Origin of the sequence: Xenorhabdus cabanillasii (assembly GCF_003386665.1) — a bacterium.
GTDB classification, from domain to species: Bacteria; Pseudomonadota; Gammaproteobacteria; order Enterobacterales; family Enterobacteriaceae; genus Xenorhabdus; species Xenorhabdus cabanillasii.
The window spans coordinates 4,141,197-4,155,527 of sequence record NZ_QTUB01000001.1 but is presented as its reverse complement, the minus strand read 5'-3'; the positions used below and the strand labels follow the sequence as shown (position 1 = coordinate 4,155,527).

Sequence of the window (14,331 nt, the reverse complement as noted above, 5' to 3'; positions counted from 1 at the left end):
TAATTCTACGTTTTTTGTATTGATATACTAAACATCATTTATGGTAAGGATAAGAAAGCATGGATTTTTTCAATATTCATAACATATTAGTACATATTCCGTTAGGAACAGGTGGTTATAACCTCTCATACATAGAAGCTGTTGGCACAATTGCGGGTTTATTATGTATTTGGCTCGCCAGTCAAGAAAAAATCATTAATTACTTGTTTGGTTTGATTAATGTGTCATTATTTGCTGTGATATTTTTCCAAATTCAACTCTATGCCAGTCTTATCCTGCAAATCTTTTTCTTCGCCGCTAATATTTATGGTTGGTATGCCTGGAGCCGAATCAACGAACAGAAACAGATAGAATTAAAGATCCGTTGGCTGAACCCTAAACAAATGCTTAGTGTTGCGGCAGTTTCTATCATTTTTATCTTGATCATGACATTCAATATTGATCAGATCTTTGGTTATATGGCAAAAATTGTGGTTTTTGTCTTACAGGGGATGGGCTCCAATATTACCATGCCGAATTTACAGCCAGATGCATTCCCATTCTGGGATTCAGTGATGACAGTGCTATCGATAGTGGCAATGATTTTAATGACTCGTAAGCATGTGGAAAATTGGCTGATATGGGTGATCATTAATGTTATTAGTGTAGTGATTTACTTCTACCAGGGTGTTCTGGCTATGTCGTTGCAGTACATTATTCTGACGGGGATCGCTCTGAATGGTGCTCGTTTGTGGATCACAGCAGCTAAAAATAATGAATGAAGTGTGATCTATTAAAAATGCTAACTAACAGTTAGCGCAGGCCATAAGTCATTAATCGGCTTATGGCTTATTTATTGATATTTCATTTAATTATTCCCTCTTACAAGTTCCCGCTTTATTAATTTAATTATCTGAATTTACATAATTTTTATGTATATTCTTATTCTTCTATGAAAAAAGTTCTTTTCTTACCCACAAAGATTATTTACAGCATAGCACCTAACAGTTAGATTGAGATCACAAAATTATTTCAAATAACTGTAAACACATTAGGTGGAAGGTCGATGAATTACCAGAATGACGATATAAAAATAAGGAAAATAACAGAATTATTACCACCAGTTGCATTGCTCGAAAAATTTCCCGCGACAAAAGATACTGCTATTACTGTCCGTGAAGCCCGTGAAGCTATTCATAACGTTTTAGCTGGTGAAGATGATCGTCTATTGGTAGTAATTGGTCCGTGCTCAATTCATGATCCGAAGGCTGCATTGGAATATGCAGAACGCCTGAACAAATTACGCAAAGAATTGAAGGCAGATTTGGAAATCGTGATGCGGGTTTATTTTGAAAAACCTCGTACCACAATCGGTTGGAAGGGGTTAATTAATGACCCGAAAATGGATTGTAGTTTTGATATCAACGATGGATTACGCATAGCACGTAAGCTTCTGATCGATATTAACGATATGGGATTACCAGCAGCAGGCGAATACCTTGATATGATTACACCTCAATATCTTGCAGATCTCATGAGTTGGGGAGCGATAGGAGCGCGTACAACAGAGTCCCAGGTTCATCGTGAGTTGGCATCTGGTCTTTCTTGCCCGGTTGGTTTTAAGAATGGTACTGACGGTACAATAAAAGTTGCGATTGATGCCATTAATGCAGCCAGCTCATCACACTGTTTCCTGTCAGTGACTAAATGGGGTCATTCTGCAATTGTTAACACTGTAGGTAATCAGGATTGTCATATTATTCTGCGTGGTGGTAAGGTGCCGAATTATAGTGCTGAACACGTCGGTGCTGTCAAAGAAGAGTTGATAAAAGCAGGATTGGCACCACGGGTAATGATTGATTTCAGCCACGCGAACAGTGCGAAGCAATTCAAAAGGCAAATGGATGTTGGTACTGATGTTTGTGGTCAGATTTCCGCAGGAGAAACTGCGATTATCGGCGTGATGGTTGAAAGCAATCTGGTTGAAGGCAACCAAAGCTTGGATAGTGACGAACCTCTGGTTTACGGTCAAAGTGTGACAGATGCCTGTATTGGCTGGGATGATACAGAGACTTTATTGCGGCAATTATCTCAGGCTGTCAGAGCACGTCGGGGTTAAACCAGTATGAAAAAAGCCGGAGTGATTTCCGGCTTTTGCTTAATGTCTAAGAAATGGTTTGAATTACTTTGCTTTACCTTGGTTTGCTACTGCGGCTGCTTTTGCAGCTATCTCATCAGCATTACCCAGATAATAGTGTCTGATTGGTTTCATGTTTTCGTCAAATTCATAAACCAATGGCACAGCCGTTGGGATATTCAATTCAAGAATTTCGTCTTCGCCCATGTTATCCAGATATTTCACCAGTGCACGCAGGGAGTTGCCATGAGCGGCAATAATGACTTTTTCACCGTTTGCAACACGAGGTCTGATAACTTCTTCCCAATAAGGGACAACACGCTCGATAGTGGTTGCCAGACTTTCTGTGACAGGAAGTTCTTCTGGTTTCAGGCTTGCATAGCGAGGATCATGACCAGGATAACGTTCATCATCTTTAGTCAGATCTGGAGGAGTGATTGCAAACCCACGACGCCACAATTTAACTTGATCATCACCGTATTTAGCTGCTGTTTCAGCCTTATCCAGACCTTGCAGTGCACCATAATGGCGTTCATTTAGTTTCCAGCTTTTTTCAACAGGCAGCCATTGCTGATCGACTTGGTCCAGAATATTCCACAAAGTATGAATGGCACGTTTTAAAACAGAAGTGTAGGCAAAATCAAAAGTAAAACCTTCTTGTTTTAGCAATTGACCAGCCTGTTGTGCTTCAGTGCGGCCTTTATCAGACAATTCAACATCAGTCCAGCCGGTAAAGCGGTTCTCTTTGTTCCACTCACTTTCACCATGCCTTACAAGGACCAGCTTAGTTACAGCCATAGCTTAAACTCCTATCATTAACTTTTTAATACAAATGAAATGGTCGCTGGGGGCATTATATGGTGCGATAGACCGAAACGGCAAACAATAGTCTCGGAACACCTGTTTTAAATCATGTTTGGGCACATCTGGAGACAGTTGCAGCCTGATTATTCCTGTCATTTTTCAAGTTGCAGTTTTACTAGCGGTTTTTACTCATCTCGGTTACATAGTATCTGTTACATAGTATCTGTTACATAGAACTATGTTCCCCGGAGTTTGTTCCCTTGCCGTTGACCCGTATCTTGAAATTTATTGAATATGGCTGCAACTGGAGATTGATTAGAATCAGATTCCGTTTAGCTGATGACTGCTTTTATCGGATAAGTGTAAAACAGCAGATGTAACACATTAAGCGTAAAGTGAAAGCCGACAGCTACCCATAAACGTCCACTCCACATCCATGCTATACCATAAATCAGACCTGCCAGTGTTGCGAAAGCCATCAGCAGGACACCGCCAGCAAAATGAGCAACACCAAATATTAACGAAGTTATGATAAGTGCAAAATAAGGGCTCATCCACTGACTGAGTTTTTGTTGAATATAACCGCGGAATAAGGCTTCTTCTGCCAATGAAACGAATAAGATATTGGCAGCAACAAATGCAGGAAACCAGCTAGGGAGGTGGAGTTCAACGGCTAATCCACCGAGAACAGTCGCGAGCCCTAATAACGCAGGTATAGTTGCGATTAACAATGCCCAGCCATGTGCAGGAGCATTAACCACCGGATTGCGGCGGAATAAACTCGGCATACAGCATAACAAAATAAAGGGGATCAAAGCTTTGTCAAAATTAAAATACATGGAAAAAGGGGCACTGTGTGGCCCAACCTGTACTTTATCCAGATATTTCAGGTTATGAAAACCGGGGATGTAATGTATAAATAACAAAATACTCACGATAACCAATAGCAATTCGGTAATGTTTTTACCGATAGCATGCTTTTTGGTATTGAAACAGATATGTGCTACACCCAACACACTTATCATTAATAGTGAGATAATCGCGGGATAGGCCAACACATGAGTGCTGATCCCAACAACAATAGCTAAAAATCCAATGAAAAAAGCGATTTTTTGGCGAATATCTAGCAGTGCCAACGAAGCGGCAAGTAAAGTCCAGCCCATACAACTCTCGGTTATTTTTGAAAAAATAGGTAAATAGTCTAAAAATAGACCGAGATTTTATAGCAAGAGAAAAAAAATTCAAAAAAAATAATAAAAAATACCAAAAAAGTATTCCGTACTATTTTGTAAGCTGGCACACAATTTTCTTTATTTAAGAGACGGTGCAGTGTGCAGACTTACCCCTCTCTTAGTTTCATTTGAGAGGGGGATTATTAAGTCATCACGAAAAGGAACGGGAAGTCAGCTCTGTTTCATATCGGTAGACATCACCATCAGGAATAAATTTCAGCCGATGAGTAATACATTCAGGCGCATCTTCCTGGTGGTGAGAAACAAACAAAAGTTGTGTATCACCACTTCTGATCATGATGTCAATGAAGCACAGGACTAATTGACGATTAAGTGGATCAAGCCCTTGTAATGGCTCATCCAGAATTAATAATGCCGGATGTTTCGCTAAAGCACGGGCAATCAATACCAACCGCTGCTGTCCCCACGACAGGCTATGGAATGGACTGTTTGCAGTTGCCCCGGATAAACCTAACAGTATTAGCCATTCATCAGCTAATTGTTGCTGGCGATCTGAAACTGTCTGATAAAGCCCGATAGAATCGAAGAAACCGGAGAGGATAACATTACGGACGCTGGTACTGACACGGTATTCGAGATGAATACTATTGCTGACATAACCAATATGACGTTTTATATCCCAGATAGTTTCACCACTTCCCCGCTGGCGGCCAAATAAAATCAGCTGATTGTTATAACCTTGAGGATGATCGCCAGTGATCAGACTGAGAAGAGTGGATTTTCCGGCACCATTTTCACCGATGATTTGCCAGTGTTCACCAGGGTTAACCTGCCAGTTCAGGCCATGTAATATTGGTTTATCGTTGTATTGAACAACCATGTTGTGCATTGATACTAAAGGTTGATCTGCGGGGAGTTGCTTATCAACCCGATATTCATCTGGCTCTGGTAGTTGAATATTTTTTAGAGCTTCACTGTGTGCCAATTGTGCCACAAGAGATTCAGCCAAAATACGTTTTTTTTCTCCGGCTAATGTCAAATGACAATCAGCCAATATACCAATTTGTTCGACAAAATCAGGGATCTGGTTAAATCGGTTTAAGATTAAAACCAGAGTGATGCCTTTTGTGGTCAGAGTCTCTAATAATTGAGATAACTGATCCCTGGCATATGCATCTAATCCGTCAAAAGGCTCATCAAGGATTAAAAGGTCTGGATCGGCCATTAATGCCTGGCAAAGCAAAACCTTGCGTACTTCTCCAGTAGAAAGATATTTAAAACGGCGTGAAAGCAAGTCTTTAATGCCAAAGTATTTTGTCAGTTCAAGGCACAATTCATTGTCTTTGTGATACATTTGGATCACTTCTGCGGCAGTACGCCCCGTGTCTTCTTCATCTTCACTGATCAAATCTGTGTTGTTGCGTTGCCATTCTTCATCGATCAGCTGCTGAAGCTGCTCGAAAGAGATTCGTATCGGAGTATGAAAAGAGCAATGTGTTTCACCTGTCAGTTGAGTTAGTTCATTTGATAAAACACGAGCCAGAGAAGACTTTCCACTGCCATTCGCGCCGACAAATGCCCAGCTTTCCCCGGAAATAATTTTTAGTGACGGTAACCGCAGAATACGGGTGTCACTTAAACGGAAACTACCTTGCTTTACTTGCAATTCAGACATTTCTATTCCTTTTTAAGCAACATCAACTAAAGGATCACAGAAATAAGCGGAATAATGTTCAATGTCAATGAGTAACCGTCTGTTATTCGTTATGGGTTGATATTTTAGGAAGGGAGGTACAAAAATTGTTACAGAAATTGTGTTACAACAACAGTACAGATGCCCCTGACAGTAAGTATCAGGAGGCAAGTATCGATAATATGTCGCTAATATAATGCTGCAATAATCACCTTATCTGCATTAAAAAGCGCAGTCACTGGATCATGCAGCTGAAGATCCAAATCTTCTATTTCCTGATTGGATAACGTGACACAGAGCGATCCACCGCCATCAAGGGTCAGGATAATTTCACTGCATTGTTTTCCTGTTTCAATCTGGCTGATTTGACCAGATAACTTATTCTCAAAAGAGATCTTGTTGGAGGAAATTGCAGCTATAGTGCCTTTGCTTAAGGTAATCCACGGAGCCTTAATTAAGGCGATCACCTCTTTACCTTTTACCAGATTTAATCGGTTAGCGCTTTGCTCTGTTACCGCAGCACAGATTGATGTTTTGTTATCAGCCAGCAGGATACGGATATTTTGCTGAACGTTCTCATAATCACGCTCGACAATTGTTCCAAAAAATTGATTTCTGGCACTTGTTTGCAGGGAAAATCGGGATATGGCGGCTAACAGGCTACCCAAAGGCAATGAATCCTGATTGAGAACATCAAATGCTTTTTGCTGAATTTTTTCCAGCAGATCGTAGAGCTGTATCAGGCGTTCACCATAACGTGTAAGTTGGGCACCTCCACCACCTTTACCACCAGTTGCACGATCAACCAATAACCCATCTGCGAGATGGTTCATTTCATTGATAGCATCCCAGGCGCTTTTATAGCTGATACCAGCTTGCCTGGCCCCCTGACTGATAGAGCCTGTGATTTTAATCTGTTTTAGTAACTCGATTCGTCGGGGATCGGCGAAAATCCGGTGCTGCAATTTGAGTGTTAACAATATTTCTGCTTGCATAGTGATTTATTCAGGCAACTATTTGAAAGTTTATACAGAATAACTGTAAGAATCGCACGTTTCGTCGGTTACTGTTATCTTTTTATTGTCTAGAATAGTGAGATTGTTGTCTGTGCAGTACGTTGCTCTTGCTCTGGTAGGGGAAAAGAGAGTTAAATACGGTACAGTTTATTTTTGGCTAGATAATAGTCACTCATGATATGAGGTTTACATGTTTGAGTTGATTAAAAGTATGGCATTTGCGCTGGTTATGGTTCCCGCTGTCATGGCAGTCATTCTGGGATTGATTTACGGGCTTGGCGAGCTGTTTAACATGATTTCCAAAAACGAATCGAAAAATCTTGAACGAAAGCTTTGATCTCAGTTGGTTGATCATCAGAGTTTATCTTACCCGGTTTTTCCGGGTAATTTTTTTGCCTTACGCTTTTTTCCCATCAACCGCCAGCTTACAAATAAAAATTCTCCACATCCTGAATTGCAACACCTGCCCTGAGTGAACACAAAAGCTAAAACTGGCTCACAACTTGCCGATTAATCTCAGAATAGTATTTTCATTTAACGTTGTATCTTGTTATATACAGCGCACCGTCTTGGTTATCATAAGTGGAATACAATATGAAAAAGCGTATGAAAAAGCGCATAGCAAAGAATTTTTATCAGTTACTGACAGGAGCTATAGTTTCTTTTGCACTTGTTGGAAATGGTTGGGCTGCGGAGAAAGTGACTGTTTTCGCTGCTGCATCATTAACGAATGCACTTAATGATATTGCTGAGCAGTATAAAAAAGAAAATCGGGGAGATATTGTTGCTTCTTATGCATCGTCTTCAACATTAGCTCGCCAGATAGAGCAGGGAGCGCCCGCAGATATCTTTGTTTCTGCTGATCAACAATGGATGGATTATGTTTCTGATAAGAAACTTATTGTTGAAAATACTCGTCATACTTTACTGGGGAATCAACTGGTTTTGATTGCTCCTAAAGAGAGTCAACTGAATAAAGTCGATATCAATCGAAAGACAAAATGGCAGTCTTTACTGTCTGGAGGACGTTTAGCGGTTGGTGACCCCGATCATGTTCCGGTTGGTATTTATGCCAAAGAATCCCTTCATTATCTGGGGGCGTGGAACTTGGTTAACCCATCGTTGGCTCGTACCAATAATGTACGCAGCGGTATGGCTTTGGTGGAACGGGAAGAAGTACCATTGGGAATTGTCTATGGTTCTGATGCCGTTGCCAGCAAGAAAGTGAAAGTGATTGGTATATTCCCGCAAGAGAGTCATAAGCCAGTGGAATATCCCATTGCAATTATTAAAGGTCACGAAAATCAGGCGGTACGTGATTTTTATGATTATCTCAAATCCCCTGAAGCCGTTAATGTTTTCAAACGTTACGGCTTTAGTCCACTGTAGGAACTGTTCTTTTGGAGATGTTAAGTGAATATGAATGGCAGGCAATTTTACTGAGCCTGAAAGTTTCAGGTATTGCGGTGTTATTCAGTTTGCCATTAGGGATCTTGATGGCATGGGTTCTGGCGCGCTGCCAGTTTTTGGGGAAGTCTCTGCTTGATAGCCTTATCCATCTGCCGCTGGTATTACCTCCGGTTGTTGTTGGTTACCTGTTGTTAATCAGCATGGGGCGCCGGGGGGTACTTGGGGAATTTCTTTATAATTGGTTTGGCGTTAGCTTTGCGTTTAACTGGACAGGAGCTGCTTTGGCTTCGGCAGTTGTCTCTTTTCCGTTAATGGTCAGAGCTATCCGGTTGGCATTGGAGGCTATAGACCTTCGTCTGGAGCAGGCCGCACGCACATTAGGAGCAAATTCACTTAAAGTCTTTTTTACCATTACTTTACCGCTTTCATTACCGGGAATAATTGTTGGATCTGTGCTGGCGTTTGCCCGTTCACTGGGGGAATTTGGTGCAACAATCACTTTTGTATCGAATATCCCCGGAGAAACACGCACAATTCCTTTGGCTATGTACACATTGATTGAAATGCCTGGTGCAGAAACGGCAGCTGCACGTTTATGTGTCATTGCTGTAGTGCTGGCTTTGGTTTCGTTATTGATATCTGAGTGGTTAACTCGTTGGGGAAGAAAGCGGCTGGGGGCAGCATGTTAGAGCTAAGTTTTAAACAGCGTTTGGGTGATCTGCACATGCAGGTTGACACCACTTTACCAACAGAAAGTATTACTGCCATATTTGGGCTTTCAGGCGCAGGTAAAACTTCTTTAATCAATGTCATTGCTGGTTTAACCCGACTGCAAAAAGGCAAAATTGCCTTGAATGAACGTATCTTGGTTGATACAGAACAAAAAATTTTTCTGCCACCAGAAAAGCGCCGCATTGGATATGTGTTTCAGGATGCCCGTCTTTTTCCTCATTATCGGGTCAAAGGAAATTTGCAATATGGCATGTCACCCGATATGCAACCGCAATTTGATAAAATTGTAGATTTACTCGGTATTGAACATTTACTGTCCCGTTTCCCGGTGACTTTATCAGGAGGTGAAAAACAGCGAGTTGCAATTGGGCGTGCATTACTGACCGGGCCTGAATTACTGTTGATGGATGAACCAATGGCTTCACTGGATCTGCCACGTAAACGTGAATTGTTGCCTTATCTGGAAAAACTGTCTGAAGATGTCAAGATCCCAATCCTGTATGTCAGTCACAGTTTGGATGAAATTATCCGTTTAGCAGATAACGTGGTTGTTATGGATAAAGGAAAAATCAGAGCCACAGGTTCACTGGAAGAAGTATGGTCAAACAGCATACTGTGTCCGTGGTTACAGAAAGAGAGTCTTAGCAGCATACTTCCTGTGATTGTGATGGATCACCACCAGCGTCATCAGATGACAGTGGTCGCGGTGGGAGATAAAGCTCTTTGGTTGCCGAAAATCGATGCCGTTGCAGGAACTGACTTGCGTATCCGAATTGACGCATCGGATGTCTCTTTAGTATTAGAACCACCAAGAGGCAGCAGTATCCGTAATACCTTACAGGTGAAAGTCATCGAGATTTTTGAAGAGGCTGGTCAGGTTGATGTCAAATTGTCGTTAAGCGATCAATTTCTATGGGCAAGGATCACACTATGGGCGCGGGAAGAGCTTAATTTACGCACAGGGCAATGGTTATATGCTCAGATAAAGAGTATTTCACTGAATCGTCACTTGTAATGGCAACTATTCACGAAAAAAAGTCACGAAAAAAGTCATGAAAGAAAATCACGGAAGAAAAGAACTGAGAAAACAGAACAGAGCCGGTGATTCGGGGAGTAAAACTTTTTTCACTCCCCCCTTTGAATTCGGCTAATTAAGTGAAAAACTAAAGCACATATTTTCGAATTACTTCTGCAATACCGGGCTGAGCATTGTTCTTTGTGACAAGATCTGCCCGTGCTTTGACATCATCGACAGCATTTCCCATAGCAACACCCAGACCTGCTGCTTCCAGCATACTGAGATCATTATAATTATCGCCAAAAGCCAGGACATCTTTCATGCTCATCCCTTGTGACTCTACCCATTGCTGTAAACGCATCCCTTTGCTATTGCCTTTTTTGGTGATATCGACCTGATCAAACCATGACCATTCACATTCCAGACCCACATTTTTCTCAATTTGCTCGCTAACCTGACGTAGTTTCTCTAAATCGGGGGAGCTGGTGGCAAACTTCCAGATGAAATTCACATTGTGCAGCGCTTCCTGAAAATTCTTGATGTGCTGGAGAGTAGGGCGTTGGTGTTCAGGCAGAGAATTTGACCACGCAAAGGTACGGGTAACTGTGTGTGGAAATTCATATAAAATAGCATCATCAACATACATCAGATGCTCAACTTCCGCACCTTGCAAATAAGAAAGTGCTTGAGAGGCTTCTTGAATAGAGAGAGGATCGGCAGCCAGAACCTTTTTAGCGTGGTAATCGTATGAATAAGCCCCGTTACAGCAAATAGCCGGAGTATCGAGTTGGAGTGCCTGATAGAAAGGGTGAATGGCAACATGATGACGCCCAGTGACAATCAGGATCTTAATGCCCGTCTGGCAAGCTTCACTTAGGGCTGTTATTGACTCTGACAGAATATTTTTTTGTGGATCAAGTAATGTTCCATCCAGATCCAGCGCAATAACGCGGTATGACATGAGTTAGCCTCTAGATTGTTGATGATTCAAGCAAATATTATATGTTAATTAAAAACAGTTAAACTGATATACACTCAGTTTAACAAACAAATTTTTCCAAGAATCATTACAGATCAATAAAATAGTGATGGAGCTTTAAGGAGATAAAATGAAACAAGTGGTTTATACAGCCAGTCCGAATAGTTGTCAGATTCATGTCTGGTCTCTGAATATTGTTGGAGAACTTTCGTTACTCCAGACGGTAAATGTACCGGGTGAAGTACAACCGATGGTGGTTAATCCTGATGGTAAACATTTATATGTAGGGATACGACCTCAATTCAACATCGTCACTTATAAAATCGGCTCTGATGGGCGATTGGAACAGCAAGCCATTGCACCATTACCGGGTAGCCCGACTCATATTTCAACGGACAAAGCAGGGCGTTTTTTATTTTCTGCTTCCTATAGCTTCAACAATTTAAGTGTTCACCCCATTGACAAAAATGGTGTAGTCAAAGCACCGATCCAAATTGTAGAAGGGTTGAAAGCGCCACATTCGGCCAATATTGATCGGGAGAATTGCCAATTATTGGTTCCATGCTTGAAAGAAGATCATATTCGTATTTTTGATTTGAATGAGCAGGGATATCTGACAGAAAGCCGTGCCGACGAAATCACAACAGAAGCTGGTGCAGGCCCGCGCCATATGGCTTTTCATCCAGAAAAAGAGGCAATTTATTGCATTAATGAACTCGATTCAACCGTAGATGTGCTGCGTAAATGGGAAAAATACCGCATAGTACAATCTGTTGATTCATTGCCTGCGGATTTTTCCAGTACCCGTTGGTCTGCGGATATTCATATCACACCGGATGGTCGTCATCTCTATACCAGCGAGCGTTCTGAAAGTGTGATTAGTCACTTCCGTGTTTCAGAAGATGGCTATCATCTGACATTAGCAGGACATTACCTGACAGAAAATCAGCCTCGTGGTTTTGCCATAGATTACAGTGGTAACTTTTTAATCTCTTCAGGGCAGAAATCCGATCATATTTCAGTATCCGGCATTGATAAATACAGCGGAAAACTGACCCAACTGGCACGTTATCCGGTTGGTAAAGGGCCTATGTGGGTAACAGTATTGGCATTGTAATTAGAAGCCGCGCAAATTATTAGCGCGGCATTTGATTCTTCTTCTGAAAATTATTCTGATACCCGCTGTCTTTTAGGCAAGACTAAAGGTGCCAACCCCTGAGAAAACAATAGGATATGTAACCAGTATATGATGTTGATATACAGAAATTAAATCTCCCAAATAAAAATTTCCTTTAAATAAACGCAGATAGATTTTTTGAGGATAAATGAAAAGTTGGAAATTAAGTGGAGTGTTTATAATAGTATTGGTATGGTGTATTACACCACCAAGATAGAGATTATTAAAATTCAATTGTGGCATATTATATCCACCATAAATATACCCATTGAAATTAGCACTCTTTCTTGTATTCGGAGCAGTTCCAATTAAAACAGGATAAGATGATACTTGAATAAATGGATAACTTCCATACTGGAGATATGTATTAATATTAAAATATCCACTGACGTATTCTGTTATATTTAAGCCTGGATGAGGTAATGAATTTGCTCCAGGATTTTTCCCAAATAAATGAGCCAGCTCAGGTTTCTCTTTTGCTATTGCCTCATAGTGTAATTGTTCTTGCTTATACATATCGTTAGACAGTGCAAATACAGTTTCCAGTTCGTCTTTAGAAGGTGCAACTAAATTTTCTTGATTCATGATATATCTCTCTCTGGTTAGAATAAATATGACTGTGTACGCAATATATCAGAAAATTTATTTTTAAATGATGCAGAATATAGCCAATTAGTTACTAATATTTATCAGTGACTGATTTTTGAAGTTAAACCGGATAATTATATAGCGAGCTTAATGATATGAATCGATAAATAAAAAAATAGAAGAGATAATTTAATTTTGAGGAAAAATAAGGCCAGCATAATTATTAATGCTGACCTTCATTGTTAAATTATTGCATCAGTAATAGCATTTGTCAGTTTCGACAATTGCCCCGGCTGAATAATATAAGGAGGCATTAAATAAATTAAGCGTCCAAATGGTCTTATCCAAACTCCCTGTTGTACGAAATGATGCTGTAGAGAAGCCATATCAACAGGCTGTTTCATTTCTACAACGCCAATTGCACCTAATACCCGCACATCTTCAACAGATTCATGTGATTTCAGAGGCAGCAACTCGCTTTTTAACTGAGATTCAACTGACTGAATACGTTGTTGCCACTGGCTTCCTGTAAGTAATTTCAGGCTGGCGCTGGCAACGGCACAAGCCAGTGGATTGCCCATGAAAGTTGGGCCGTGCATAAAACAGCCGGCCTCACTCTGGCTGATGATTTCTGCTACATGGCGAGTTGTTAACGTTGCGGATAACGTCATATAACCGCCTGTCAGTGCTTTACCTAAGCATAAAATATCTGGTTCGATATCAGCATGTTCACAGGCAAATAACTTGCCTGTGCGGCCAAATCCGGTAGCGATCTCATCCGCAATCAGCAAAATCTGGTATTCATGACAAAGCTGACGAACCTGACGCAGATACTCAGGATGATAAATTCGCATTCCACCTGCTCCCTGAACAATCGGTTCCATAATGACAGCGGCGATTTCATCATGATGCTGTTGTATTAATTGCCGGAAAGAAGCGATATCTTCTGGTTGCCATTCATCATCAAAACGGGATTGAGGGGCATCTGCGAACAGATGACTGGGGAGATAGCCTTTATAAAGGCTGTGCATTGAATTATCGGGATCGCAGACCGACATTGCACCGAAAGTATCGCCATGATAACCATGACGTAGTGTCAGAAATTTCTGGCGTTTTTTCTTCTGTTTTTTCCCTTTGGCTTGCCAATATTGCAGCGCCATTTTCATGGCAACTTCCACGGCAACAGATCCGGAATCGGCCAGAAAAACACACTCTAATGGCGCAGGGGTCATTGCCACTAGCTGTTTACACAGTTCAATAGCAGGTGGATGGGTAATACCGCCAAACATTACATGAGACATTTTGTCAATTTGCGACGTTACCGCTTTATTAAGTACAGGATGATTGTAGCCGTGGATCGCGGCCCACCATGAAGACATACCATCAATTAACCTACGGCCATCTGACAATACCAGTTCAGCGCCACTGGCTGAAACAACAGGATAAGTCGGCAGTGGATTACTCATTGATGTATACGGATGCCAGATATGGCGCAGGTCAAATTCAATATCTGAACGATTCATAACAAATTTATTGTAAACCTTTTTGAGTTTGTTTTGGTTGACATGATAGCGGTGTTATTTAAACTGACAACATTTTTCACAC

14 protein-coding genes are annotated in these 14,331 nt (G+C 41.1%); 7 read left to right on the top strand and 7 right to left on the bottom strand.

The genetic code is table 11. The annotated features are described in order from the left end of the window. Positions 1-59 precede the first annotated feature (59 nt). Entirely contained in the window at positions 60-761 is a 702-nt protein-coding gene (pnuC, locus tag BDD26_RS18685) for a nicotinamide riboside transporter PnuC (protein ID WP_038262088.1), read from the top strand. 284 nt (positions 762-1,045) lie between these two features. After that, positions 1,046-2,098 (top strand): 3-deoxy-7-phosphoheptulonate synthase AroG, encoded by a 1,053-nt coding sequence (aroG, locus tag BDD26_RS18680; protein WP_038262084.1) that lies wholly within the window; start codon positions 1,046-1,048, stop codon positions 2,096-2,098. 63 nt (positions 2,099-2,161) lie between these two features. On the opposite strand, the gene gpmA is transcribed toward aroG, so the two are convergent. The 4 genes from gpmA to modE form a co-directional block, all read right to left on the bottom strand. After that, positions 2,162-2,914, bottom strand: a complete 753-nt coding sequence (gene gpmA / locus BDD26_RS18675) for a 2,3-diphosphoglycerate-dependent phosphoglycerate mutase (protein WP_038262081.1) — start codon at positions 2,912-2,914, stop codon at positions 2,162-2,164. A 338-nt stretch (positions 2,915-3,252) separates the two neighbouring features. Then, positions 3,253-4,083 (bottom strand): CPBP family intramembrane glutamic endopeptidase, encoded by an 831-nt coding sequence (locus BDD26_RS18670; RefSeq protein WP_115827404.1) that lies wholly within the window; start codon positions 4,081-4,083, stop codon positions 3,253-3,255. A gap of 220 nt (positions 4,084-4,303) precedes the next feature. After that, on the bottom strand, positions 4,304-5,788 hold the full coding sequence (gene modF / locus BDD26_RS18665; RefSeq protein ID WP_115827403.1) for a molybdate ABC transporter ATP-binding protein ModF: 1,485 nt from the start codon (positions 5,786-5,788) through the stop codon (positions 4,304-4,306). A 206-nt stretch (positions 5,789-5,994) separates the two neighbouring features. After that, positions 5,995-6,801 (bottom strand): molybdenum-dependent transcriptional regulator, encoded by an 807-nt coding sequence (gene modE, locus BDD26_RS18660; protein ID WP_115827402.1) that lies wholly within the window; start codon positions 6,799-6,801, stop codon positions 5,995-5,997. A 211-nt stretch (positions 6,802-7,012) separates the two neighbouring features. Here modE and BDD26_RS18655 point away from each other — a divergent pair, with 211 nt between their 5' ends. The 4 genes from BDD26_RS18655 (at position 7,013) to modC (ending at position 9,979) form a co-directional block, all read left to right on the top strand. Continuing rightward, complete coding sequence (locus BDD26_RS18655; RefSeq protein WP_038262067.1) at positions 7,013-7,159, top strand: AcrZ family multidrug efflux pump-associated protein; 147 nt, start codon at positions 7,013-7,015, stop codon at positions 7,157-7,159. Positions 7,160-7,428: 269 nt separating this feature from the next. Next, on the top strand, positions 7,429-8,211 hold the full coding sequence (modA, locus tag BDD26_RS18650) for a molybdate ABC transporter substrate-binding protein (protein WP_115827600.1): 783 nt from the start codon (positions 7,429-7,431) through the stop codon (positions 8,209-8,211). Positions 8,212-8,228: 17 nt separating this feature from the next. Then, complete coding sequence (modB, locus tag BDD26_RS18645) at positions 8,229-8,921, top strand: molybdate ABC transporter permease subunit (protein WP_038262065.1); 693 nt, start codon at positions 8,229-8,231, stop codon at positions 8,919-8,921. Next, entirely contained in the window at positions 8,915-9,979 is a 1,065-nt protein-coding gene (gene modC, locus BDD26_RS18640) for a molybdenum ABC transporter ATP-binding protein ModC (protein WP_170140430.1), read from the top strand. The genes modB and modC overlap by 7 nt, the downstream gene beginning before the upstream one ends. Positions 9,980-10,127: 148 nt before the next feature. Here modC and BDD26_RS18635 read toward each other — a convergent pair whose 3' ends face one another. Beyond that, a complete protein-coding gene (locus BDD26_RS18635) occupies positions 10,128-10,943 on the bottom strand; it encodes a pyridoxal phosphatase (RefSeq protein ID WP_115827400.1) in 816 nt (271 codons plus the stop codon). A gap of 148 nt (positions 10,944-11,091) precedes the next feature. Between BDD26_RS18635 and pgl the strand changes: the two genes are divergently transcribed. Beyond that, positions 11,092-12,078: a 6-phosphogluconolactonase gene (gene pgl, locus BDD26_RS18630; protein WP_115827399.1), complete on the top strand. Its 987-nt coding sequence runs from the start codon at positions 11,092-11,094 to the stop codon at positions 12,076-12,078. 72 nt (positions 12,079-12,150) lie between these two features. On the opposite strand, the gene BDD26_RS18625 is transcribed toward pgl, so the two are convergent. Together BDD26_RS18625 and bioA are read right to left on the bottom strand one after the other, a co-directional pair. Beyond that, the gene (locus tag BDD26_RS18625; RefSeq protein ID WP_115827398.1) at positions 12,151-12,723 is read right to left on the bottom strand and encodes a hypothetical protein; all 573 of its coding nucleotides are present in this window, start codon (positions 12,721-12,723) and stop codon (positions 12,151-12,153) included. A gap of 245 nt (positions 12,724-12,968) precedes the next feature. Next, positions 12,969-14,249, bottom strand: coding sequence for an adenosylmethionine--8-amino-7-oxononanoate transaminase (gene bioA, locus BDD26_RS18620; RefSeq protein WP_115827397.1), 1,281 nt, complete (start codon positions 14,247-14,249; stop codon positions 12,969-12,971). Between the last annotated feature and the right edge of the window lie 82 nt (positions 14,250-14,331).

What these genes read in the sequence shown, in the direction of transcription:
- modA (WP_115827600.1), top strand. Translation starts at nt 7,429, where the DNA reads ATGAAAAAGCGCATAGCAAAGAATTTTTATCAGTTACTGACAGGAGCT.
- aroG (WP_038262084.1), top strand. Translation starts at nt 1,046, where the DNA reads ATGAATTACCAGAATGACGATATAAAAATAAGGAAAATAACAGAATTA.
- pnuC (WP_038262088.1), top strand. Translation starts at nt 60, where the DNA reads ATGGATTTTTTCAATATTCATAACATATTAGTACATATTCCGTTAGGA.
- modF (WP_115827403.1), bottom strand. Translation starts at nt 5,788, where the DNA reads ATGTCTGAATTGCAAGTAAAGCAAGGTAGTTTCCGTTTAAGTGACACC.
- BDD26_RS18655 (WP_038262067.1), top strand. Translation starts at nt 7,013, where the DNA reads ATGTTTGAGTTGATTAAAAGTATGGCATTTGCGCTGGTTATGGTTCCC.
- bioA (WP_115827397.1), bottom strand. Translation starts at nt 14,249, where the DNA reads ATGAATCGTTCAGATATTGAATTTGACCTGCGCCATATCTGGCATCCG.
- pgl (WP_115827399.1), top strand. Translation starts at nt 11,092, where the DNA reads ATGAAACAAGTGGTTTATACAGCCAGTCCGAATAGTTGTCAGATTCAT.
- gpmA (WP_038262081.1), bottom strand. Translation starts at nt 2,914, where the DNA reads ATGGCTGTAACTAAGCTGGTCCTTGTAAGGCATGGTGAAAGTGAGTGG.
- BDD26_RS18625 (WP_115827398.1), bottom strand. Translation starts at nt 12,723, where the DNA reads ATGAATCAAGAAAATTTAGTTGCACCTTCTAAAGACGAACTGGAAACT.
- BDD26_RS18670 (WP_115827404.1), bottom strand. Translation starts at nt 4,083, where the DNA reads ATGGGCTGGACTTTACTTGCCGCTTCGTTGGCACTGCTAGATATTCGC.
- modC (WP_170140430.1), top strand. Translation starts at nt 8,915, where the DNA reads ATGTTAGAGCTAAGTTTTAAACAGCGTTTGGGTGATCTGCACATGCAG.
- modB (WP_038262065.1), top strand. Translation starts at nt 8,229, where the DNA reads ATGTTAAGTGAATATGAATGGCAGGCAATTTTACTGAGCCTGAAAGTT.
- BDD26_RS18635 (WP_115827400.1), bottom strand. Translation starts at nt 10,943, where the DNA reads ATGTCATACCGCGTTATTGCGCTGGATCTGGATGGAACATTACTTGAT.
- modE (WP_115827402.1), bottom strand. Translation starts at nt 6,801, where the DNA reads ATGCAAGCAGAAATATTGTTAACACTCAAATTGCAGCACCGGATTTTC.